Source organism: Bacillus mycoides, assembly GCF_001757995.1.
GTDB lineage: Bacteria > Bacillota > Bacilli > Bacillales > Bacillaceae_G > Bacillus_A > Bacillus_A mycoides_B.
Map to the genome: position 1 here is coordinate 1 of NZ_LXLV01000069.1, position 20,346 is coordinate 20,346.

Genomic DNA, 20,346 nt, shown 5'->3' on the forward strand with positions numbered 1-20,346 from the left:
GTTCTTGTTTTTCTTGTTCTTCTTTTTGCTTTAATTCAAGTTCTTGTTTTTCTTGTTCTTCTTTTTGCTTTAATTCAAGTTCTTGTTTTTCTTGTTCTTCTTTTTGCTTTAATTCAAGTTCTTGTTTTTCTCGCTCTTCTTTCTGCTTTAACTCTATTTGTTCCTGCTCCAATTGTTGCTGATTTATTCGTAATTCGTCTTGCTGTTTCTTTAATTCCTCTCTCTTTTGTTTCTCTTTTAATTCAGGATTTGTTTCTTCTTGATTATTCTTTTCGTTTTCTTCTAATCGACTCTTCTCTTCAAGCTCTTTCTTCCTTTTTTGTTCCTCTAATTCATTCAAGTTTGTCCCTTCTTGGTTATTCTTTTCTTGTACTTCTAACGGATTCTTCTTTTCAAGTTCTTCTTGTTGTTTCTTTAATTCATCTAATTTTTGCTGAACTTCTTCTAATCTTTCTTTATCTTCACTATCTTGTTTTAGTAATTCTTCTTTTTTCTGTTTTAATTCGTCAACTTTATCAAATAACTCTTCCTGCTGTTTCAAAATATCTTTTCTTTTTTCTAATTCCATTTGTTGCTCTTTTATAGCATCAAATTGTTTTTGCAATTCACTCTGTCTATCACTATGTATACTCTGTAAAGCTTCTATATTATTTCTTGTATTATTTTCAATTTCCGCTAGCGAACTAGAAGGAAACGCTAATAGATTTGTTGTCAATAAACTGGCTACTGCAATTACACTATATTTTTTCATCATACACACCTTTTCTAATTTCACTTCAATTCTATTTCCTACCATATGTAAAATGTAAGATTCCTCCATAATCATAGCAAATCTTTTCTACGCTAAGGGACTTTTCGTAAAAATAAAAAAAGCATCGTATAATACAATGCTTTTTTTGATGTGTCTCGATATTTATTTGTTACTTTCGCGTGATTGAGAAGTAGAAAGGGCCGGAGTGATAACTAATTGTCTCGGCTCAGTTTTCTTTAAGTGATTTTTGACGTTACACTTACGACGTTGAACAACCCACGCTTTAATAGGATTTGTCAAAATAATCTTTTGCTCTTCGTTAGGGGCCTCTTCTTCCAATTTACAACTTTCGCTCCATTTATTCCATTTCATTGTAAGTTTAGAAGAAGAATGATCGTCTTCTCGATCAAACAAGTGCAAAAAATCCATTTCGCCAGCTAGCATTACGGTGTTGCTAGTTGCTAAAAAAGAAAAGGTCGTCCAACGTTTCTCCATGCCCTCCTACTCCTTTTTCACATATAGAGTGCCTAAAACTTAATTTACCTAAAATATGCTTGCCTTTTACCTTACACTTATAGTTTATCCAAAACACTACTATGCAACTATCGATTTGCCTTACAACTACCTTACATTTTTGTAAGAAACAAAAAACCTTCACTCTCTATACGTGAAGGTTTCTCATTTCTCATCTATATGATCTTTCATATGATCGACTCCAGCTTCTTGTAGCTGTGACATCATACCGTGGGAAATTGCGCCTAATACTAAAGTCATTCCAATTAGTGAAATCCGAATCGCTGGTACATCAATTATGTAAGCCAAACTACCAAGAACAATTGTTAAAAGTAATGCTTTTATAAATGTTGCACTTGTATACTCTTTCCTTTTCATCATAATCACCCTTCATGGAAGCGCTTTCTTAATGTAATCAGTATATCATATCATCTGACTATTTTGTGGGGATTTCTGTAAAAACCTAATATCTTCTTTGACTTTTTTCTTTCTATCCTTTACAGTCGAAATGTTCACAAGTTTTACACTGTAGGAGGATTCAAATGAAAATTGAAATAAAAGACACTTTAATTTCTGAAGAACAATTACAAGAAAAAGTAAAAGAACTAGCGCTTCAAATCGAACGTGATTTTGAAGGAGAAGAAATCGTTGTAATCGCTGTATTAAAAGGATCTTTCGTATTCGCTGCTGATTTAATTCGTCATATTAAAAACGAAGTAACTATCGACTTTATCTCTGCATCTAGCTACGGAAATCAAACAGAAACAACTGGAAAAGTAAAACTATTAAAAGATATCGATGTAAACATTACTGGAAAAAACGTAATTGTCGTAGAAGACATTATCGATTCTGGTTTAACACTTCACTTCTTAAAAGATCACTTCTTTATGCATAAACCAAAAGCATTGAAATTCTGTACGTTACTTGATAAACCTGAACGCCGTAAAGTGGACTTAAAAGCTGAATATGTTGGCTTCCAAATTCCAGACGAATTTATCGTTGGCTACGGTATCGACTGCGCAGAAAAATATCGTAACTTACCATTTATCGCTTCAGTTGTAACGGAATAATATAAAAAAATAAAGTGAAACTTTAATCAGTGGGGGTTTTGTCTATCCCCCACTGATTATTAGTTGAACCAATCGGGCTTTTACGGGCAGTTGATCTCCCACCTAACTTCCTCGTATTCTTCGAAATTTGAGGTGGGAGTCTTACTGCCCGTTAATGCGGGGTAAACTTCCATCAATTATTGATGGAAGTTTATTTTCTATCACAATTCGTAAAAGACAAAGGGAGAGAATAAAAATGACAAAGACAAAATTTGAAAAAGTACTCCTCATCGTAAATCCGAAAGCCGGTCAAGGCGACTTACATACAAATTTAACGAAAATCGTACCACCTCTTGCCGCAGCTTTTCCTGACCTACATATCCTTCATACGAAAAAGCAAGGTGATGCAACAAAATATTGTCAGAAGTTTGCTAGTAAAGTAGATTTAATTATCGTCTTCGGTGGTGATGGAACTGTATTTGAATGCACAAATGGCTTAGCCCCTCTTGAAACTAGACCTACACTTGCAATCATTCCAGGCGGAACTTGCAACGACTTCTCTCGCACACTTGGTGTTCCGCAAAATATTGCAGAAGCAGCAAAACTCATTACAAAAGGACATGTAAAACCAATTGATGTCGCAAAAGCAAATGGACAACACTTCTTAAACTTCTGGGGTATTGGACTCGTCTCTGAAGTATCAAACAATATTGATGCAGAAGAGAAAGCAAAGCTTGGTAAAATCGGTTACTACTTAAGTACCATTCGAACTGTTAAAAACGCTGAAACATTCCCAGTAAAAATTACTTACGACGGACAAGTATATGAAGACGAAGCTGTCCTTGTTATGGTTGGAAACGGTGAATATCTTGGCGGTATCCCGTCCTTTATTCCGAACGTGAAATGTGATGACGGAACACTTGATATTTTCGTAGTCAAATCAACAGGCATTCAAGCCTTTAAAGATTATATCGGAAAGAAACTATTTGAAGACTCAAATGAAAATGACATCTTCCACGTCAAAGCTAAATCCATTCATATTGAAACAGAAGAAGAAAAAGAAGTAGATACAGATGGTGAAAGCTCTCTACATACACCGTGTCATATTGAATTATTACAAGGGCACTTTACGATGATTTATAATCCTGCGGTTGTGTAATGCAAAAAGACGAGCTAAAGTTTCAACACTTTGGCTCGTCTTTTTTATTAGCAAGGCATTTTGATCTACTCTTTAATTTTTAATATAAGTTTTCGTAATCAAACTCCACCCAATTTTTCCAGTGCGTATTAGCATCCTTATCTACAATAACACTTGAATCTTGCTTCTCTATCGCTGCAGCTACTGATTGGAAGAATTCATTTTCACTTACTTTCTCTTCTTCAACATGTTGCCACTCTTCCGTTTCATAAGCTACTTCCCAATCACCTTTTAAACCGAACTCTTCTAAAATTTCTTCTTTATCCCACCATAATAACTTTCTAGCTTCGTCATTAGTAGCAAGCATACGCATGAAATATGTTGGATAAGACTCTTTCGTTTTCACTTCTATTCCATTATTCACATAATCTTCTTCTGTAAATTGATATTCAAAATGATGATCACGAATTCTTAAACTGCCCTTATAAATATCCGGTATAAAATCACCTTCATCATCAAATAATTCATAATCTCCATCATTTACTTGCAAAATACCGTCATCACCAATTGAATGATTCATTCTATCGCCATATACTTGAATATCATTAAATACACCTAATGAACCTACACCGACAATTTGAAACACCATTAACCAATCCTTAGTATCTTTAAAGAAAAGAGAGAATTTCACTTGCGAAATATCCATATATTCATTATCAAAGGTAGGAAATTCATAGTTACTTTGCTTTCTATCTAATAGCTTCAAAATATCTTTTTGCATATGTATCATCTTCACCTCTATATAAACAAAAATAATTTTTTCAATTTTACTAGAGTATAACATAGACATACTTGCCTTTCATTCTGTTTTCTTTAAGATGTTTCTAAGTATAGAGCGTATTTCTTAATAAAAACTCGTACGGTTTCTTAACATTTTCTTAAAACAAAAGTGAAATATTAATTAGTAAGCTCAAAAAACAAAAAAGGAACTCTTTACACTACAATTGACAAAATCACACCTTTAGTGTAATTTTACACTACAAGAAAAAAGGAGCTGCATTATGGATAAAAAAGAATTTATTGAACTCGTTAATTCAAAATTAAAACTCATCCGTGTTGAAAATGATTTATCACAAGATAAAATGTCAGAAATTATTGGTTTATCGAAGAAAACATTAGTGGAAATTGAAAAAAGAAGACGCACGCTAACATGGTCAGGTGCAGTGTGTGTCGTAACACTCTTCGAACAGAGCGATACAGTCCAGATGACATTCGGGGATGATGTGAATGAAATTATAAAAACAATCGCTTTTACACATTACAATACGAACTTCCCGAGGACGTTAGGAGGAAAAGTGTGGTGGCGACAAATAAAAGAATTAAACGGTTATCAAATACAACAAAACATTTTATCTCAACATTATAGAATTTTAGATACAGAAGACCGCAGAATATGCCATTCATTCGAATTGGATGAAATTGAAAAGCGATTTATGGAAATGGCAAAAATATCTCAATAAAGTAAAACTTTAATCAGTGGGGGTTTTACTGCCCGTTAATACGGGATAAAATAAATTTCGGAGTATAATTCAAATGAAAAAACAGACAAATATCACGATTTTAAATACGTTAATCATTAGCACGTTAGTATTAAATTTATTTATTTTCACATCACGAATGAGCTTTTTACCTTGGTATATTGAAGATGGTTGGGGATATTTAGGATTATTATTTACATCCTTTATTTTCTTACTTTGCTTCTTTAAATCTTCGAAGCTTCATAAAGATGGAAAGTTAACTACGCTACAAAAGTTCATTCCACTTGTTTCGGCCATACTTTCAATCTTTGTTCTCCTAATTCCATCAAGTGATTTTATGACTATATTAGCTAATCTAATCAATACAATCATATTAACAATTTATATAATTGTATTTCAAACAACACCTAATGTAAGTAATGAGAAGCTATTACAGTAAAAGGGAGAGTTATTCTACAAAATAACTCTCCCTTTTATACTACTCTCAATAAGCATAAACCTTTATTCTATTTATTTACTCATCACCGTACTTCTTCTTTGCTTATACAAATAAGCACCACTCGCAACAACAAAAACGATCCCGCCAAAATACACGCCATACTTTATCGCAACTGCTACAATACTTTCAATGTGTTGTCCAAATAAAGAACCGAGCACAAAATAAACGAGTGTCCAAACAAATCCTGTCGTATAGGAATATAAAGCATACGTCTTAAATGACATGTTATTCATCCCAACTAAATACGGTACGATATGTCTTACAACTGGTATGAAGTAACTTGTAACTAAAGCATAATGACCATATTTCTCTACCATTTGTTGAGATTTCAAAAGATATTTCGCCTTTTTCTTTTTCATTAGCTTATCAAGTACTTTTATACCAAATATTTTCCCTAATATATAACCTAAGGATAGCCCGGATACAACACCTAAATATGTTAATAAAAACGCAGGAATAACACTTAATACGCCTAGTGAAGATACAAAACCACCGCTCATTACAATCATTTCATCTGGAATCGGCATGCCGATAATGCCTAACCATAAGCAGAAAAATAATGCCCAATAACCGTACTGCTCAATATATGATAATAATTCATGTAATTCCATTATGCATACGCTCTCCTTAGCTCTTTTTTACAGCTAAAGACGTAAGCTGGCGGGAAATTGAGCCACACTTTTTCTAGTGTAATTTCCGGAAAGAAATGCTGTATAAATCCTTTTTTCACAAGTGAATATTGAAATGTAATAAATTCACCATTCTCATGTATCGCTTCCATTACATTGTTTAAAATGCACTTTGAAACTTCTTCTGGTAAAGAAGTAAAAGGTAATCCCGATAAGACGTAATCAATGCATTCTATCTGTAACTCTTCCATATACTTCTTTATATTTTCAGCTGAACCGTGTACAACAATGACGTTCTGCTCATTTTTAAACTTTCTCTTTAACTCTTTGCAAAACACTTCATTAATTTCAATAAGAAGAAATATTGTTTCCTTCTTCTTTCTCTTCATAATTTCTTTCGTGAAAACCCCTGTACCAGGCCCCAACTCTACGATGCATTTCGCTCTATGAAAATCAATTACATCTACCATTTTCTTTGCTAATATTTTTGAACTTGGCGCAATTGCCCCAGTATGTTTCGGATGTTTAATAAATTCATATAAGAATGTTATGAGCTGCATGTAAACCTCTCCCCATTCGTTCAATAGTTTTTAACTTGTTTCTAAGTATAACTATCGTTTCTTAATAAAAATTGAGGAGATTTCTTAAGATTTTATGAAGAATAAAAAAACAGCTACCGCTTATAGCGATAGCTGCTCATTTATTACTTCGCGCTCACAATCTTATAATAAGAACGAACTGTTAAGAAGTAATATCCGATATAAATGACACCGTATACCCCGATACTAATTAGGAGCGGAATCATAATTTCAAATGGTAGTATGTTCCCTAGACCTTTTAATGCAAACAAGCTGTGCAGGATTCCGATTACTAACGGAATCGCAAAGATAAAGCTTACTTGTTTTGCAATAGCTTTTTTCATTTCTTGTTTTGTGACCCCTACTTTGTGAAGTACAACATAACGCTCACGATCCGCATTTGCTTCTGTTAATTGTTTAAAGTAAATGATAGAACCTGTTGCTAGTAAGAATACAAGTCCTAAGAACATTCCGATGAACATCATTAGTCCCGTTCCTTCAAGCCCCATATGGAAACCAGTGTAGAAGTCTCTAAATGGTGGTACCATTTCTGATTCACCAGCTGGCATCACTTTTGTTAGTTTTTCTGTTAACACTTTACTGTTTCTTTCATCTTTTACATCAATATTTTTTACAACACGTGTTCCAAATGCTTGCTTCGCTTGTTCATACATTTCATCTGAAACGACAACAACTAGTTCACCTAAGTTTGTAATTGCATTATCGTTTGCACCTTGGATTGTTAATGTCTTCGTTTCATTTCCAATTTGGAATACCGCTTTATTGCCTTTATATTGAGGACTAAACTCATGTCCTTCCATATAAGAACTATCATATATAAATGCTTCGCCAGTAGCTACATTCACTGTTTCTGCATCGATTTTTTTAGCAAGTTTATTAAATTCAGACTGAGACATAAACTGATATTTCTCTGAAATCGTATAGTTCATGTTAAGAATGAAATCAACTTTGTCCCCTTCGAACTTCCCTTTGACAGGAACCGTTTCAATTTCAAATTGATCTTTAACAGGGTGATCCTGCTTCTCTTCCGCAAGAATCGTATTTACTTTCTTATCTAGTTCTGCATCTTTTTTCTCATAAGAATAGCTGTATGGTGTAAATGCTTTTGATTGTGTAAATGTGTTGTAATACATCGTAACTGACGTACCAACTGCGGTTAATGTTACCGCACTTAAAATAGAAATTGTCGCAAGTGACTTTGCATTCCCTTTAATACGATATAGTAGCTGTGACGTCGTTACCATATTCATACCGTTATAAAACGATGATTTATTATTTCTTGAACGTTTTAATACGAATACTGTAAAGAACATAAATAGTAAGTACGTACCTAATACTGTCGCAAGTAAAATATAAAGTGCAACTGCCATAAAGTCTGCATACTTAACTGCCTTCATAAACATTAATGCTAAGAAATAACCTGAACCAATTAAGAAAATTGAAATTAACGCCATAATTACAGATCCTTTTGGCATTGCTTCCCCTTCACGTTCTGCACGGAAAAGCTCAATTAACTTGAAACGATAAATTAAACGATATCCTTGAAGTGATGTATACAATATAATCACAAAGAAAATAATTGCTGTATCAACAATTGCAGCCATCGGTACTTCAAAATGAACATTTAAATTTAATCCCATCATACTTACTAATAACTCAAGGAATAGTTTTGAAAGGACACTACCGATCGCAATCCCGATAATTAAAGACATTAATCCCATTAACATATTTTCATAAAAGAGCATTTTACCGATTTGTTTTTTACGAATACCGAGTAAGGAATACAGTCCAACTTCTTTTTTACGCTTCCTTGTAAAGAAACCGTTCGAATATATAATGAACACCGCTACGAAGATGATTAGCATGACACTTGAAACTTGAAACGCACCGCTAATTTTTTTTGAACCTTCCGCAGCTTTTTCCATTTGTGAATTATACTGCAACGCCTTAAATGTAAAATAAATGACGATGCTAAATATCATAGATGCAAAATATACAAAGTAGTCTTTAAAGTTCCGCTGTATGTTGCGGAGGGCAATGCTAGATAAGGTCATCAGCCATACCTCCAGAAATGGAAGACATTACGTCAACGACTTTTTGGAAGAACTGTTTACGTGTTAATTCACCGCGGTGCAATTCTTTATATAACTCACCATCTTTAATGAAAATAACTCGTTTACAATAACTCGCTGCAAACGCATCATGCGTTACCATTAAAATTGTAGAATTATCATATTCATTTAACGACTTCATACTTTCTAGTAAGTCTGTTGCCGATTTTGAATCAAGTGCTCCTGTCGGCTCGTCTCCAAAAATCATACTAGGATTTGTAACGATAGCACGCGATGCCGCACAGCGCTGCTTCTGTCCACCAGACACTTGATATGGGAACTGACTTAAAATATGATCAATACCAAATTTCTTGGAGATTTCAAGAACACGGCGATCAATTTCATTTGCCTTCACCTTCGATAATGCAAGAGGTAACGCGATATTCTCTTTCACCGTTAACGTATCTAATAAGTTATAATCTTGGAAAATGAACCCTAAATGATCGCGGCGGAATAACGCTAGCTTATCATCGTTCATCTTCACGATATCTTTTCCATCAATTAAAATTTCACCGTTCGTCGCATTATCAATTGTAGAAAGAACGTTTAAAAGAGTCGTCTTACCAGAACCAGAAGGTCCCATAATTCCAACGAACTCACCTTCTTTTACTTGTAAGTTAATACCTTTTAAAGCTGCAAATTTATTCCCACCTGTATCATATACTTTTTCAATATTTTTTGCTTCTAACACTGTTTTCATCTCGACATCCCTCATTTCTTCTATTCTCTATTTTCAACTATATACACTCTCTACTCTTGCCACTATCGATGTTTCTTACACAAACATGACAGTTATGTAAGGCGCATAAGTAAAGACATCAAAATTTAACCTAATGTACTAAAGTACTTTGTTACTATAACATTGGGATATCATGCCATCCATTCATTCTCCTTACAGGAACATTACATTTTTGTAAGGTTAAAAATGTAATGTTCCTGTAAGGTTAAAAATGTCCCCTACAAAGTTGTGCATGAAATGTCGGATGGAGCTATTTTGTTCCTGATATTCTATTTATAGAGGAGGTCATATAATGGATTCACTTAAAAATATGAATGCGGCAATGCAGTATATTGAAGACAACCTTACACACGAAATTGATTTTAAAGAAGTCGCAAAAATAGCTTTCTGCTCCGAATATCATTTCAAAAGAATGTTTTCTTTTTTAGCTGGCATATCACTATCAGAATATATTCGCTGTAGACGCCTTACTCTTGCTGCCTTTGAACTAAAAAATAGCGATACAAAAGTCATTGATGTCGCTATAAAATATGGCTACAACTCACCAGATTCTTTTACACGTGCATTTCAAAATTTGCACGGTATAACACCTTCAGAGGCCCGAAATAGTAGTCGTTCTTTGAAAGCTTATTCACCAATGACCTTCCAACTATCCATTCAAGGAGGAAATGCAATGAACTATCGAATTGAAGAAAAAGACTCATTTCGAATTATAGGTATTACAAAACGAGTACCAATTGTTTTCAATGGTGTAAATGAAGAAATTGCTTCTATGTGGAAAAGTTTAACCCCACAGTCCATTCAAACATTAAAGATGCTTTCAAATGTGGAACCAAATGGAATCATTAGTGCATCTACTAACTTTTCTGAAGGAAGAATGGAAGAAAAAGGCGAACTCGATCACTATATTGGAGTAGCCACAACGAAAGATTGTCCAGAGCACTTCAAACAACTTGAAGCTGCTGCTTCAACATGGGCTATATTTGAAGCTGTCGGTCCATTTCCTGATGCATTACAAAATGTGTGGGGACGTATTTATTCCGAATGGTTCCCTTCTTCAAACTATGAACTAGCGGAAGGTCCGGAAATATTGTGGAATGAAAGTAAAGATGTATCCTCGCCGAATTTCAGAAGCGAGATATGGGTACCTGTTTTGAAAAAGTAATATAAGGGTCTAAACTTTTTCAAAATAAAAAAGCTGCTCTTCCTCTTTAAAGGAAAAGCAGCTTCTTATTTTATCCCGCTATTTGTGGGCAGTAAAACTCCCACCTCAAAATTCAGGTGGAGCAAAGAAGTTAGGTGGGAGATCAACTGCCCGTAAACGCCCGATTGGTGAGGGCTAATAATCAGTGGTGGATGAACAAAACCCCCACTGATTAAAGTTTCACTTTATACTTCTTCTCGACTCGTTCTTATACAAGAAAATAGTAATTATCGTAAGCACTATAACAACTACAAAAGTAAATACTTTGTAGTTCGAGATAGTAGCGGTACCAATTAACAAGGCAGGTATAACAGCCACAATTAAGCCACCAAACATACCAACAAACGCCCCTATACTTTGTTTTACTACTTGAGTTTCTGATACCCAATCATAATAACCAAATCGATTATTAATAAAAATCCCCCATACTGCCGAAAATAATGAATATGTTATCGGTGTTATTACGATGAAAAGAGAACTCCAAACATCTAGTTTTAACCCTATTATCAGTAATACAGCACTAATAAGTGATGCAGGTATGCTCAATGAAAGATTCATAAGAATTTTACTGTCATAAATCATCTTTGGCGCTATAGGCAATGACTTAATAATCCATACATTTTTTCCTTCTAAAGACAATGACACACATGTTGTACACGTCATCGAAATCGCTGCTGCAATAGCAAATGGAGCAATCTTTTGCAACAGGGGCTCAATTCCAGGGTACGCTATTAATTGACTTGGTCCTACTACAACTATAGCCAGCGAGAAAGCTATCGCCATCACGACTCCCATTCCACTATTTATGACATACACTGTAGAAGAGAAGAAACGTTTCAGTTCTTTTTTATACAATGCGACCAATACGCTTTCTTTTCTCATACTATTAATCTCATAATTTGAAAGCATATGATAAGTGGAAATCCCTGTGTTTATTTGCTTATATTTTAACGAAAGTATTTTTACAAAAAGATAGTACCAAATAACTGATATCCCAACGAATAGGATGAAAGCTATAATATCAGCATTAACAATTGCTTTTTGAAACATGTTAGCTAATGGATACACTTTAGTTAATTGCTCCGAAACAATTGCACCAATTCCGTTCATATCATTAAGGCTATATTGAGCATTTCCGTTTTTTAGCATAAAGAAACCGAATGTAATAATTACTATAAAACTTAAAATCGTAGTTATTTTATTCGCATTTTTAAATTTAGAAGCGATTGCCGTAATCACAGCTCCAAAAATCGCTGCTATTGTTGTTGGAATTAATGATGCTATAAACATACTGATGAACCACATAAGGTAAAAAGAAACTGATGGATTCTCATGTATGCAATACACAACTCCCATTGGTAGCATGATTATGATTGAAAAGATCGTATTCAGCAAGTATAAATACAAAAATCTACTTGTAATAACAGTACTTACACGAATCGGTAATGACATTAAAAAGTCGTAGTCCTTAAAAGCAAAAATTTCTCCATTTGCCTTAAATATAGTGAAAAACAACGTTAATACACTGCTAATAACTAGTGCATAAACTGGAATAATTTCGCTCATTCCTAGTTTCACCAATCCATATGCCGAGGTTCCGCAATATAACATTAACATGACACCAACTAAGGCAATAGATGCTGAAAGTAAAATCTTATTCTGCTTCTTCTTTTTATCTTTTTCGTATTTAAAAGTATTTAAACCAAGCTGTGTTATCAAGCGGATTTTTAAAAGATCTAGACTACTAATATTCATTAGCAAGCTCCTTCATAAAGAGCTCTTCCAATGAGCCTTCCTTTATTAAAGAATTCACTTCTCCTGAAAGTGCTAATTTCCCTCCATTAATCATCGCTATTTTATTACATAACTTCTCCGCCACATCTAAAACGTGCGTAGAAAAGAAAATCGCACTTCCTTTTTCACAAAGCTCCTTCATAATACCTTTCAATACTACAGCAGCCTTTGGATCAAGACCAACGAAGGGTTCATCTAAAACTAATAATTTCGGTTTATGCAAAACCGCTGATATAATCGCTACTTTTTGTTTCATACCGTGTGAATAAGAAGAAATTAAGTCTCCTAAGTAAGGTGTAATCTCAAAGGCATCCCCATACTTCTTTATCTGTTCTTCCCGATCCTTCGCAGACACTTTAAACACGTCAGCAACAAAGTTCAAATATTGAATTCCTGTTAATTGCTCATATAAATCTGGATTATCGGGAATATACGCCATTACTCTCTTACATGCAATCGGATCTTTTTTTACTGAGTGGCCATCAACAAAAATTTCACCCTCTTCAAAATCTATAACTCCTACTAATGACTTAATCGTTGTACTTTTCCCCGCACCGTTATGCCCGATAAATCCAAAGATATCTCCTGCTTGAACAGTAATATTTAAATGATCTACTGCTTTCTTGCCACCTTTGTATGTCTTGCTAAAATTTATAATTTCTAACATGTGATTTCCCCCAAACCATCTATTTGTTAACTGAATTTTCAGATCAAAGAACAAAAAATTTACTCAGTGAGCTTTTTCGTTATCCCCACTGAGTATTAAAATCTCTTAACACATAGAAACTATAAATATAAAATTTGAATAGTATAGTTCAATCGCTTATTGCTCACAATTGCATTTCTTTTTTATATAAAACGTAAGAATATAAATTCGTTATGAGGACAGCAAATACTATAATCCCAAGCATCATATAAGATCTCCAATCAGCTGGAGCGAAAACACTTATAATCATAATGAGTCCTAAAGCTACAAATACTTTTCCACTAAATCGATGTGTTTTCCGCCATACTTCTTCATTACTTAACGTCCAAGGATTACGCATCCCAACGAAAAAGTTAGGCTTACACTGTGGTAAATAATTACCCATCACTAAAAATAAAACACCAACTAATAATTCTGGAACTCGATTAATGAATAAATTATATCCTAGTCCACTTGTAATAATATCTATATTTCCTACAAATAGTAGCAGGAGTATCCCGTTATTCATCATCATAAAAGCTTTAGAAAATTTCTCGTAATTTGCTTTCCTTGGATCAATCTTTGGTATCACATTTAGAAATACATATAACGCAATCATAATTCCAACCATAGAAATCATTCCGTAAAGTTTAGAAGAATAGCCATCTACCTTACCACCACTCCAATGTGTCGCGATTGTATCCGGCAAATGTGGCCAAGCAAACGCCCATGCGATACAAGTTATAAGAACTAATATAATTGCAAAAAGATGTTTTTTCATTTCCCCTCTTCCCCCTTATTCGTAAACGTAAACACCCAAGTCAATAAATCTTGAAATACAGTTGTGTTTAAAGAGTACATAACGAATTGTCCTCTTTTTTCATCCTGGATAAGTTCAGCATTTTTGAGCGCATTTAGGTGATGAGAAATACTTGGCTTTGTCATATTGAACTGTTCAGCAATTTCGCCAGCTGTTAAATCGCCTTCTTTTAATAAATCTAAAATTTTTCGCCTTGTTGGGTCTGCTAATGCTTTGAATGCTTGATTCAATGTCTTTCTTCCCTTCGATAATTAGACATTTAGATATTTATCTAAATGTTAAAATAAAAACTATAAATTGTCAATCGTATCCATAGCCCTTTTTACTTTTCACGCTTTTGACCTATACTGTTTACTAGCTTATATTTCAACATAATGAAAAGACGTGAAACACATGGTACACTATAGCTACAATTGTTTTTTTGAGGAGGAATATACATATGTATAAAATTTTAATCGTTGAAGACGATCCAAATATTTCATCATTACTACAATCTCACATTCAAAAATATGGCTATGATGCTGTTGTTACGGAGAATTTCGATGATATTATGGAATCGTTTAACGCAGTGAAACCACATCTTGTTTTACTTGATGTGAACTTACCGAAATTCGATGGATTCTACTGGTGCCGTCAAATTCGTCATGAATCTACTTGTCCAATTATTTTCATTTCAGCGCGTGCTGGTGAGATGGAACAAATTATGGCGATTGAAAGCGGTGCGGATGATTATATTACGAAACCGTTCCACTACGACGTTGTAATGGCTAAAATTAAAGGTCAATTGCGCCGTATTTACGGTGACTATGCACCAAATATTTCTGAACGTATCGTTGAAGTAGAAGGTTTAAAACTATTCCCTGAACGTCCAGAAATTCACTTCGGATCTGAACAAGTTCTTTTAACGAAGAAAGAAGCAATTTTAGCCGAAATGTTATTATCTAAATTCCCTCGTACAGCGAGCCGTGAAGATTTATTAGCTGCTCTTTGGGATGATGAGAGCTTCGTTGAAGAAAATACATTAAACGTAAACATCACGCGTCTTCGTAAAAAGTTCAATGAGCTTGGTATTGAAAATGCTATTGAAACAGTACGTGGACTTGGGTATCGTTTTAACGCAACTTGGAGTGAATAAGCATGAAGTTATTTTTACGTGATCATTTTGCATTTTTTCTACTGTACGTATTAAACTTCGGTATCATTTTCGTTCTCTATGATGCAGTAGATGGATTTCAAAATAATAAATTTTACTTCATCGTTTTAAGCTTATACTTATTTATTTGTTTCCTTGCTTATCGTTACGTTCGTAACCGTAGAATGTATCATAGATTAAGTGAGCAGCCAGAAAAAATGGAGGATGCGTTTATTGAAAGAGCAACCGCTCCGATGCCTCACGGTGTAAATGAACTCGTGCGTACGCAATACCGTCTCTTCCAAAAAGAACTACAATCGTATGAAGTAAAACAACAGGAACATCAATTGTTCATTAACCATTGGGTGCACCAAATGAAGACACCTGTTTCTGTTATGCAGCTTATGGTACTGGAAATGGAAGATGAACATTTAATTCCGAAATTCAAAAAAGAGTTAGAGCGTCTAAACCAAGGACTTGATATGGCTTTATACATGGCTAGGTTAAATAACTTCCATGAAGATTTCCATGTTGAGACGATTTCATTAAAAGATACGGTAACAAAAAATATTAATGGATTAAAAGAATTATTCATTCGTAATGGCGTCTTCCCTGTTTTAGAAGTACATTCTGATCTAAAGGTTGCTTCTGATGCGAAATGGCTAAAATTTATTATCTATCAGTTAATGACAAATGCAGTCCGTTACTCTGGTGAGCGTGGAAAGAAAGTGTTCTTATCCGCTTATCGAAATGGAAAAGACATTATTTTAGAAGTTCGCGATGAAGGCGTTGGTATTCCGCAAGAAGATATTCGAAGAGTATTTGAACCATTTTACACTGGGAAAAACGGTCGTACATTCGGAGAATCTACCGGTATGGGGCTTTATATTGTAAGTAAAATTTGTGATTATTTAGGTCACTCTGTCAAACTAGATTCTGAAGTTGGTAAAGGAACGACGATTAAAATCATCTTCCACAATGCTGCGAATAATCAAGCAGAGAATGTAGAGAAGGTGACTAAAGCATGATCAGAACATATGCTAGCAAAATGTATGAGAACTCACTCTCATACATTTTTTGCAATAAAACTACATATTTCCCTGCTAACGGGAGGCACGTATTATGACATTTTGGCAATTTGCATTTAAAAATGTAACGCGCAACTCAAGAGCTTATTTTGCTTACTTTATAAGCAGTGCCTTTTCCATTGCTGTTTTCTTTTCGTTCGCTGTTTATTTGTTTCATCCGAAATTACAAAATCCCACTATGATCTCTGAAATTTCAGGATTAATGATTTTTTCAGAAGTTGTTATTGTTTTGTTCTCGTTCTTTTTTCTACTCTATTCAATCGGATCGTTTTTAAAAGTTCGTAAAAAGCAATTTGGTATTTTAACTATTTTAGGTATATCAAAAAAACAATTACATCGACTCGTTTTCACTGAAAATATGTTAATTGGTATTTTATCTATCTTTTTCGGTATGCAGTTTGGACTTGTCTTTTCGCAGTTTTTCTTATTAGTAACAGCGAAAATTACACATCTACCAGGGATATATTTATATCCCCCTACGAATGCTTTCATTTTAACAACGATTGTGTTTCTTGGTCTCTTTATCGCTGTATCTTCATTTACACCCATGCTAATTCGTACGAAAAAGACGGTAAACCTATTAAAAATGAATGGTAGGAAACAAAAGGAAAGAAAACCATCCATATTTATCTCTCTATTTGGTGCTATCTGTTTATTAGGTGGTTATATTTTAGCTGCAAACCCTAAATATTTCTTCTCAATAAACACGCAAGTAGGCGTTATCTATATGGTGTCAAGTGTTTTTGTGATTCCAGCACTTGTTACAATTGGGACCTATTTTTTCTTTTCTCAAATTAGTTTCTTACTTATTTATATTTTAAAGAAAAGAAGAAAGTTTTATATGAAACGAATTAATATGCTTTGGATTTCGGATTTAGCAAGTCGTATTCGAACGAATATCAATATGCTTTTTATTGTAGCGATGCTTTCTACAATTGCTTTCACAATGATTACGTTCCTATATGGAGTCGGAAAGTTTACAAAGCTAGATGTTGCGAGAACTTCACCTTTTCCATTTTCTTATTTTTCATATGACGCAAATCCTTTTGCTAACGAGCATTTAACTTGGCTTGAACAGCAGTTACAAAAAGAAAATTTCTCTTATAAAAGGATCAAAGCTGATTTATATGAAACACCATTGAAAGAAGATGAAGGTATAACAACTTACAATGACATCTATGCCATGAAACAAAGTGACTATAACAAACTTGCAGCTTCCCTGCGAATGAAACAACTATTCATGAGCGATAACGAAGCATATGTCTTAAGCGGTGGCGCTTATTTCACCTTATTCAGCCAATTTGAGCCAAGCTTCAATAGAAAATCCATTACACTTTCTAGCACAAATACGATATTACAAGTAAAGGGCTATGAACAAGTAGGGGCCATTCCCTCTGACTTTTCATATCAAACTTTAATTTTACCTGACGCTGTTGTAAACAACTTACCAAATACAACAAAGCATGTAGCAGCGTACAATTATAACGTACAAAACTGGGAAAAGACGTATGAAATTGCTGCTGATTTTATGAAGAAAATACAAAGAGATCGACAGGAATTCCAATACGAAGGACCACTTATACGCTCCTATGAATCAGCAGGCTCATTATATAGAATCACATCAGGAAGTGCCGCATACTTCCTAATCGGGACATTCTTAGGTGTCATTTTCTTTATTGGAGCTGGTAGCGTTCTTTACTTCAGAATGTATACAGATTTAACGAACGAACAAGAAAAATATGTAGCAATTTCAAAAATTGGTGTAACAGATGCAGAGATGAAAAGATCTGCAACCATTCAACTTAGCATTTTATTTTTCGTTCCGTACGTTATGGCGTCCATTCATACAATGTTCGCAACAAAAATGCTTCAAGACGTAATTGCTTTATCACTATTCAAAGAAATTTCAGCCGTTCTTATTATTTTTGGAGTAGTTGAATTCATCTTTTTCTTATTCATTCGCTCCTTTTGCATGCAAAAGTTATCAGAGTATACGAATGGTTAAGTTTTATAAATATATTAGTACAGGAAAAGGATACCTCTTATATCCTTTTCCTCTTCACTCTATTAGGAGGTTTAGGTGAATGACTTTTTGGCAGTTTGCCTTTAAAAATGTAACAAGAAACGCCAGAGCTTATTTCGCCTATTTTGTAAGCAGTGCGTTTTCCATTGCTATTTTTTTCTCATTTGCAGTTTATTTATTTCATCCTAAATTGCATATGACAGACGTGAATTATGCTCTGAACATATTAATGACAATTTCAGAAGTTGTCATTGTGTTCTTTTCATTTTTCTTTTTACTCTATTCAATTGGTACATTTTTAAAGGTTCGTAAAAAACAATTTGGGATTTTAACAGTACTTGGCATATCTCAAAAACAATTAAAACGACTCATATTTATAGAAAATATGTTAATTGGTGTTCTTTCTATATTTTTTGGTATTCAACTTGGAGTTGTCTTTTCACAGTTCTTTTTATTAGTTACCGCCAAAATTACACACGTACCTGGTTTATATTTATATGGGCCCACAAGTGCTATCGTTTTAACTATCATCATCTTTCTTGGGCTCTTCATTCTCGTATCATCTTTTACACCGATGCTCATTCGTACGAGAAAAGCCGTACGTCTTTTAAAAGAAGGAACAAAACAAAAAGAAAGAAAAGCATCCGTTCTCATCTCTCTATTTGGTGCAACATGTTTAATATCTGGATATGCGTTAGCCGCAAATCCGCTGTATTTTATGTCGCTAGGTGACATCATTGGGCTTTTATATGCCGTCTCTAGTATATTTGTCATCCCATCGCTTATTGCAGCTGGAACATACTTTTTCTTTTCACAAATTAGTTTTTTACTTATTCGTATTTTAAAAATGCGAAGAAAGTTTTATATGAAACGAATTAATATGCTTTGGATCTCTGACCTAGCATCGCGCATTCGTACGAATATTAATATGCTCTTTATAGTAGCGATGCTATCGACGCTCGCTTTTACAATGATTACATTCTTATATGGATTCGGGAAATTTACAAAGTTTGATGCGATTAGACAAAACCCTTTCCCGTTTACTTATTTATCACATACTGAAAATACATTAGCTGATGAACATTTAAACTGGTTAGAGCAGAAATTTAATGAAGAGCACTTTACTTATACAAAATTTAAAACAGATATATATGAAGTATCTTCAGCTGAAGATAACACGCAGCTCTATTACGCAATTAAACAAAGTGACTATAATGTACTTGCTAAAGCGTTAAATTGGGAAAAACTCACGGTGAATAAGAATGAATCTTATATTCTTATGAAAGACTTAGATGATCAAGTTATTGGAACGATTCACAATAAAGAAAAGAAAAATACTCTTACACTTACTCAAAACAATTTACAACTACAAGTGAAAGAATATAAAAGTTATAGCCCATTCCCAAACAGCTTAATATACCAATTACTCATACTATCTGATGAAAATGTAGAAGCCTTATCCACCGTTTCCAAACAAATGAGTGTATATAACTTCAAAGTTACAGATTGGGAGAAAGCACATAATATCGGTTCATCGTTTATAACAAAAATCCATAACGACAATGCAGCGATTCAAGCAGAGCATCCACCGTTCCATGCAAGTGAAGCGAGCGATTCTCTATATAAGACAAAACTAAATGTCGCTTCGTTCTTCTTAATTGGTACTTTCCTAGGAGTTATTTTCTTTATCGGTGCTGGCAGTGTTCTTTACTTCCGAATGTATACAGATTTAACAAATGAGCAAGAAAAATATATAACGATTACGAAAATTGGCTTAACTGAGACTGAAATGAAACGTTCAGCGACAATTCAGCTTGCGATTCTTTTCTTCGTGCCTTACATTATGGCATCGATCCATACGATGTTTGCGACAAAGATGCTACAAGAAATATTACATCTCTCGTTTTTCGCTGAGATTACAGTCGTACTTATGATTTTTGGAACGGTTGAAATTCTATTTTTCCTTTTAATTCGTTCCTTCTATATGCAAAAATTATCACAACACATTAAGTTTTAGAGGATAGAAAGGTGATT

Annotated in this window: 20 protein-coding genes and 1 pseudogene; 9 read left to right on the top strand and 12 right to left on the bottom strand. The window is 34.0% G+C overall.

What is annotated here, in order from left to right; translation table 11 throughout:
• From BWGOE10_RS33000 to BWGOE10_RS24045, 3 genes and pseudogenes are all read right to left on the bottom strand, one after another.
• A pseudogene (locus tag BWGOE10_RS33000) lies at nucleotides 1-754 on the bottom strand (S-layer protein); the annotation flags it as partial.
• Between the two features lie 159 nt (nucleotides 755-913).
• Nucleotides 914-1,246: a hypothetical protein gene (locus BWGOE10_RS24040; protein ID WP_070145258.1), complete on the bottom strand. Its 333-nt coding sequence runs from the start codon at nucleotides 1,244-1,246 to the stop codon at nucleotides 914-916.
• Between the two features lie 183 nt (nucleotides 1,247-1,429).
• Nucleotides 1,430-1,645 carry a hypothetical protein gene (locus BWGOE10_RS24045; protein WP_070145259.1) on the bottom strand — a complete coding sequence of 72 codons (216 nt, stop codon included), beginning with the start codon at nucleotides 1,643-1,645 and terminating at the stop codon, nucleotides 1,430-1,432.
• 161 nt (nucleotides 1,646-1,806) lie between these two features.
• On the opposite strand from BWGOE10_RS24045, the gene hpt reads away from it, so the two are divergent.
• Complete coding sequence (gene hpt / locus BWGOE10_RS24050; RefSeq protein ID WP_000687586.1) at nucleotides 1,807-2,334, top strand: hypoxanthine phosphoribosyltransferase; 528 nt, start codon at nucleotides 1,807-1,809, stop codon at nucleotides 2,332-2,334.
• 235 nt (nucleotides 2,335-2,569) lie between these two features.
• On the top strand, nucleotides 2,570-3,472 hold the full coding sequence (locus BWGOE10_RS24055) for a diacylglycerol/lipid kinase family protein (protein ID WP_070145303.1): 903 nt from the start codon (nucleotides 2,570-2,572) through the stop codon (nucleotides 3,470-3,472).
• A gap of 79 nt (nucleotides 3,473-3,551) precedes the next feature.
• On the opposite strand, the gene BWGOE10_RS24060 is transcribed toward BWGOE10_RS24055, so the two are convergent.
• Entirely contained in the window at nucleotides 3,552-4,232 is a 681-nt protein-coding gene (locus BWGOE10_RS24060; RefSeq protein WP_070145304.1) for a DUF7003 family protein, read from the bottom strand.
• A 280-nt stretch (nucleotides 4,233-4,512) separates the two neighbouring features.
• Here BWGOE10_RS24060 and BWGOE10_RS24065 point away from each other — a divergent pair, with 280 nt between their 5' ends.
• Nucleotides 4,513-4,971, top strand: coding sequence for a helix-turn-helix domain-containing protein (locus tag BWGOE10_RS24065; RefSeq protein WP_070145260.1), 459 nt, complete (start codon nucleotides 4,513-4,515; stop codon nucleotides 4,969-4,971).
• Nucleotides 4,972-5,044: 73 nt separating this feature from the next.
• Nucleotides 5,045-5,428: a hypothetical protein gene (locus tag BWGOE10_RS24070; RefSeq protein ID WP_070145261.1), complete on the top strand. Its 384-nt coding sequence runs from the start codon at nucleotides 5,045-5,047 to the stop codon at nucleotides 5,426-5,428.
• A gap of 71 nt (nucleotides 5,429-5,499) precedes the next feature.
• Here the strand turns inward: BWGOE10_RS24070 and BWGOE10_RS24075 are convergent, their stop codons facing one another.
• The 4 genes from BWGOE10_RS24075 to BWGOE10_RS24090 form a co-directional block, all read right to left on the bottom strand.
• Entirely contained in the window at nucleotides 5,500-6,099 is a 600-nt protein-coding gene (locus tag BWGOE10_RS24075) for a DedA family protein (RefSeq protein ID WP_070145262.1), read from the bottom strand.
• Nucleotides 6,099-6,677, bottom strand: a complete 579-nt coding sequence (locus tag BWGOE10_RS24080; RefSeq protein WP_070145263.1) for a class I SAM-dependent methyltransferase — start codon at nucleotides 6,675-6,677, stop codon at nucleotides 6,099-6,101. Before BWGOE10_RS24080 ends, BWGOE10_RS24075 begins: the two co-directional genes overlap by 1 nt.
• 143 nt (nucleotides 6,678-6,820) lie before the next feature.
• Nucleotides 6,821-8,770 (bottom strand): ABC transporter permease, encoded by a 1,950-nt coding sequence (locus BWGOE10_RS24085; RefSeq protein ID WP_070145264.1) that lies wholly within the window; start codon nucleotides 8,768-8,770, stop codon nucleotides 6,821-6,823.
• Nucleotides 8,757-9,527 (bottom strand): ABC transporter ATP-binding protein, encoded by a 771-nt coding sequence (locus BWGOE10_RS24090; RefSeq protein WP_070145265.1) that lies wholly within the window; start codon nucleotides 9,525-9,527, stop codon nucleotides 8,757-8,759. The genes BWGOE10_RS24085 and BWGOE10_RS24090 overlap by 14 nt, the downstream gene beginning before the upstream one ends.
• A gap of 331 nt (nucleotides 9,528-9,858) precedes the next feature.
• Here BWGOE10_RS24090 and BWGOE10_RS24095 point away from each other — a divergent pair, with 331 nt between their 5' ends.
• On the top strand, nucleotides 9,859-10,731 hold the full coding sequence (locus BWGOE10_RS24095) for an AraC family transcriptional regulator (RefSeq protein ID WP_070145266.1): 873 nt from the start codon (nucleotides 9,859-9,861) through the stop codon (nucleotides 10,729-10,731).
• A gap of 219 nt (nucleotides 10,732-10,950) precedes the next feature.
• On the opposite strand, the gene BWGOE10_RS24100 is transcribed toward BWGOE10_RS24095, so the two are convergent.
• From BWGOE10_RS24100 to BWGOE10_RS24115, 4 genes are all read right to left on the bottom strand, one after another.
• The gene (locus BWGOE10_RS24100) at nucleotides 10,951-12,525 is read right to left on the bottom strand and encodes a permease (RefSeq protein ID WP_070145267.1); all 1,575 of its coding nucleotides are present in this window, start codon (nucleotides 12,523-12,525) and stop codon (nucleotides 10,951-10,953) included.
• Nucleotides 12,515-13,231, bottom strand: a complete 717-nt coding sequence (locus BWGOE10_RS24105; RefSeq protein WP_070145268.1) for an ABC transporter ATP-binding protein — start codon at nucleotides 13,229-13,231, stop codon at nucleotides 12,515-12,517. Before BWGOE10_RS24105 ends, BWGOE10_RS24100 begins: the two co-directional genes overlap by 11 nt.
• A 163-nt stretch (nucleotides 13,232-13,394) precedes the next feature.
• Entirely contained in the window at nucleotides 13,395-14,030 is a 636-nt protein-coding gene (locus BWGOE10_RS24110; protein WP_070145269.1) for an SdpI family protein, read from the bottom strand.
• On the bottom strand, nucleotides 14,027-14,299 hold the full coding sequence (locus BWGOE10_RS24115) for an autorepressor SdpR family transcription factor (RefSeq protein WP_002089211.1): 273 nt from the start codon (nucleotides 14,297-14,299) through the stop codon (nucleotides 14,027-14,029). Before BWGOE10_RS24115 ends, BWGOE10_RS24110 begins: the two co-directional genes overlap by 4 nt.
• Before the next feature lie 209 nt (nucleotides 14,300-14,508).
• Between BWGOE10_RS24115 and BWGOE10_RS24120 the strand changes: the two genes are divergently transcribed.
• The 4 genes from BWGOE10_RS24120 to BWGOE10_RS24135 all read left to right on the top strand — a co-directional run bounded on the left by BWGOE10_RS24120 (nucleotide 14,509) and on the right by BWGOE10_RS24135 (nucleotide 20,329).
• Nucleotides 14,509-15,204, top strand: a complete 696-nt coding sequence (locus tag BWGOE10_RS24120; protein WP_000276732.1) for a response regulator transcription factor — start codon at nucleotides 14,509-14,511, stop codon at nucleotides 15,202-15,204.
• A 2-nt stretch (nucleotides 15,205-15,206) separates the two neighbouring features.
• Complete coding sequence (locus tag BWGOE10_RS24125; RefSeq protein ID WP_070145270.1) at nucleotides 15,207-16,229, top strand: sensor histidine kinase; 1,023 nt, start codon at nucleotides 15,207-15,209, stop codon at nucleotides 16,227-16,229.
• Between the two features lie 94 nt (nucleotides 16,230-16,323).
• On the top strand, nucleotides 16,324-18,294 hold the full coding sequence (locus BWGOE10_RS24130; protein WP_070145271.1) for an FtsX-like permease family protein: 1,971 nt from the start codon (nucleotides 16,324-16,326) through the stop codon (nucleotides 18,292-18,294).
• A 79-nt stretch (nucleotides 18,295-18,373) separates the two neighbouring features.
• Nucleotides 18,374-20,329 carry an FtsX-like permease family protein gene (locus tag BWGOE10_RS24135; protein WP_070145272.1) on the top strand — a complete coding sequence of 652 codons (1,956 nt, stop codon included), beginning with the start codon at nucleotides 18,374-18,376 and terminating at the stop codon, nucleotides 20,327-20,329.
• Nucleotides 20,330-20,346 lie beyond the last annotated feature (17 nt).

Bases quoted from the DNA above. Each gene is read 5' to 3' on its own strand.
- BWGOE10_RS24040 (WP_070145258.1), bottom strand. From the start codon at position 1,246: ATGGAGAAACGTTGGACGACCTTTTCTTTTTTAGCAACTAGCAACACC.
- BWGOE10_RS24045 (WP_070145259.1), bottom strand. From the start codon at position 1,645: ATGATGAAAAGGAAAGAGTATACAAGTGCAACATTTATAAAAGCATTA.
- hpt (WP_000687586.1), top strand. From the start codon at position 1,807: ATGAAAATTGAAATAAAAGACACTTTAATTTCTGAAGAACAATTACAA.
- BWGOE10_RS24055 (WP_070145303.1), top strand. From the start codon at position 2,570: ATGACAAAGACAAAATTTGAAAAAGTACTCCTCATCGTAAATCCGAAA.
- BWGOE10_RS24060 (WP_070145304.1), bottom strand. From the start codon at position 4,232: ATGCAAAAAGATATTTTGAAGCTATTAGATAGAAAGCAAAGTAACTAT.
- BWGOE10_RS24065 (WP_070145260.1), top strand. From the start codon at position 4,513: ATGGATAAAAAAGAATTTATTGAACTCGTTAATTCAAAATTAAAACTC.
- BWGOE10_RS24070 (WP_070145261.1), top strand. From the start codon at position 5,045: ATGAAAAAACAGACAAATATCACGATTTTAAATACGTTAATCATTAGC.
- BWGOE10_RS24075 (WP_070145262.1), bottom strand. From the start codon at position 6,099: ATGGAATTACATGAATTATTATCATATATTGAGCAGTACGGTTATTGG.
- BWGOE10_RS24080 (WP_070145263.1), bottom strand. From the start codon at position 6,677: ATGCAGCTCATAACATTCTTATATGAATTTATTAAACATCCGAAACAT.
- BWGOE10_RS24085 (WP_070145264.1), bottom strand. From the start codon at position 8,770: ATGACCTTATCTAGCATTGCCCTCCGCAACATACAGCGGAACTTTAAA.
- BWGOE10_RS24090 (WP_070145265.1), bottom strand. From the start codon at position 9,527: ATGAAAACAGTGTTAGAAGCAAAAAATATTGAAAAAGTATATGATACA.
- BWGOE10_RS24095 (WP_070145266.1), top strand. From the start codon at position 9,859: ATGGATTCACTTAAAAATATGAATGCGGCAATGCAGTATATTGAAGAC.
- BWGOE10_RS24100 (WP_070145267.1), bottom strand. From the start codon at position 12,525: ATGAATATTAGTAGTCTAGATCTTTTAAAAATCCGCTTGATAACACAG.
- BWGOE10_RS24105 (WP_070145268.1), bottom strand. From the start codon at position 13,231: ATGTTAGAAATTATAAATTTTAGCAAGACATACAAAGGTGGCAAGAAA.
- BWGOE10_RS24110 (WP_070145269.1), bottom strand. From the start codon at position 14,030: ATGAAAAAACATCTTTTTGCAATTATATTAGTTCTTATAACTTGTATC.
- BWGOE10_RS24120 (WP_000276732.1), top strand. From the start codon at position 14,509: ATGTATAAAATTTTAATCGTTGAAGACGATCCAAATATTTCATCATTA.
- BWGOE10_RS24125 (WP_070145270.1), top strand. From the start codon at position 15,207: ATGAAGTTATTTTTACGTGATCATTTTGCATTTTTTCTACTGTACGTA.
- BWGOE10_RS24130 (WP_070145271.1), top strand. From the start codon at position 16,324: ATGACATTTTGGCAATTTGCATTTAAAAATGTAACGCGCAACTCAAGA.
- BWGOE10_RS24135 (WP_070145272.1), top strand. From the start codon at position 18,374: ATGACTTTTTGGCAGTTTGCCTTTAAAAATGTAACAAGAAACGCCAGA.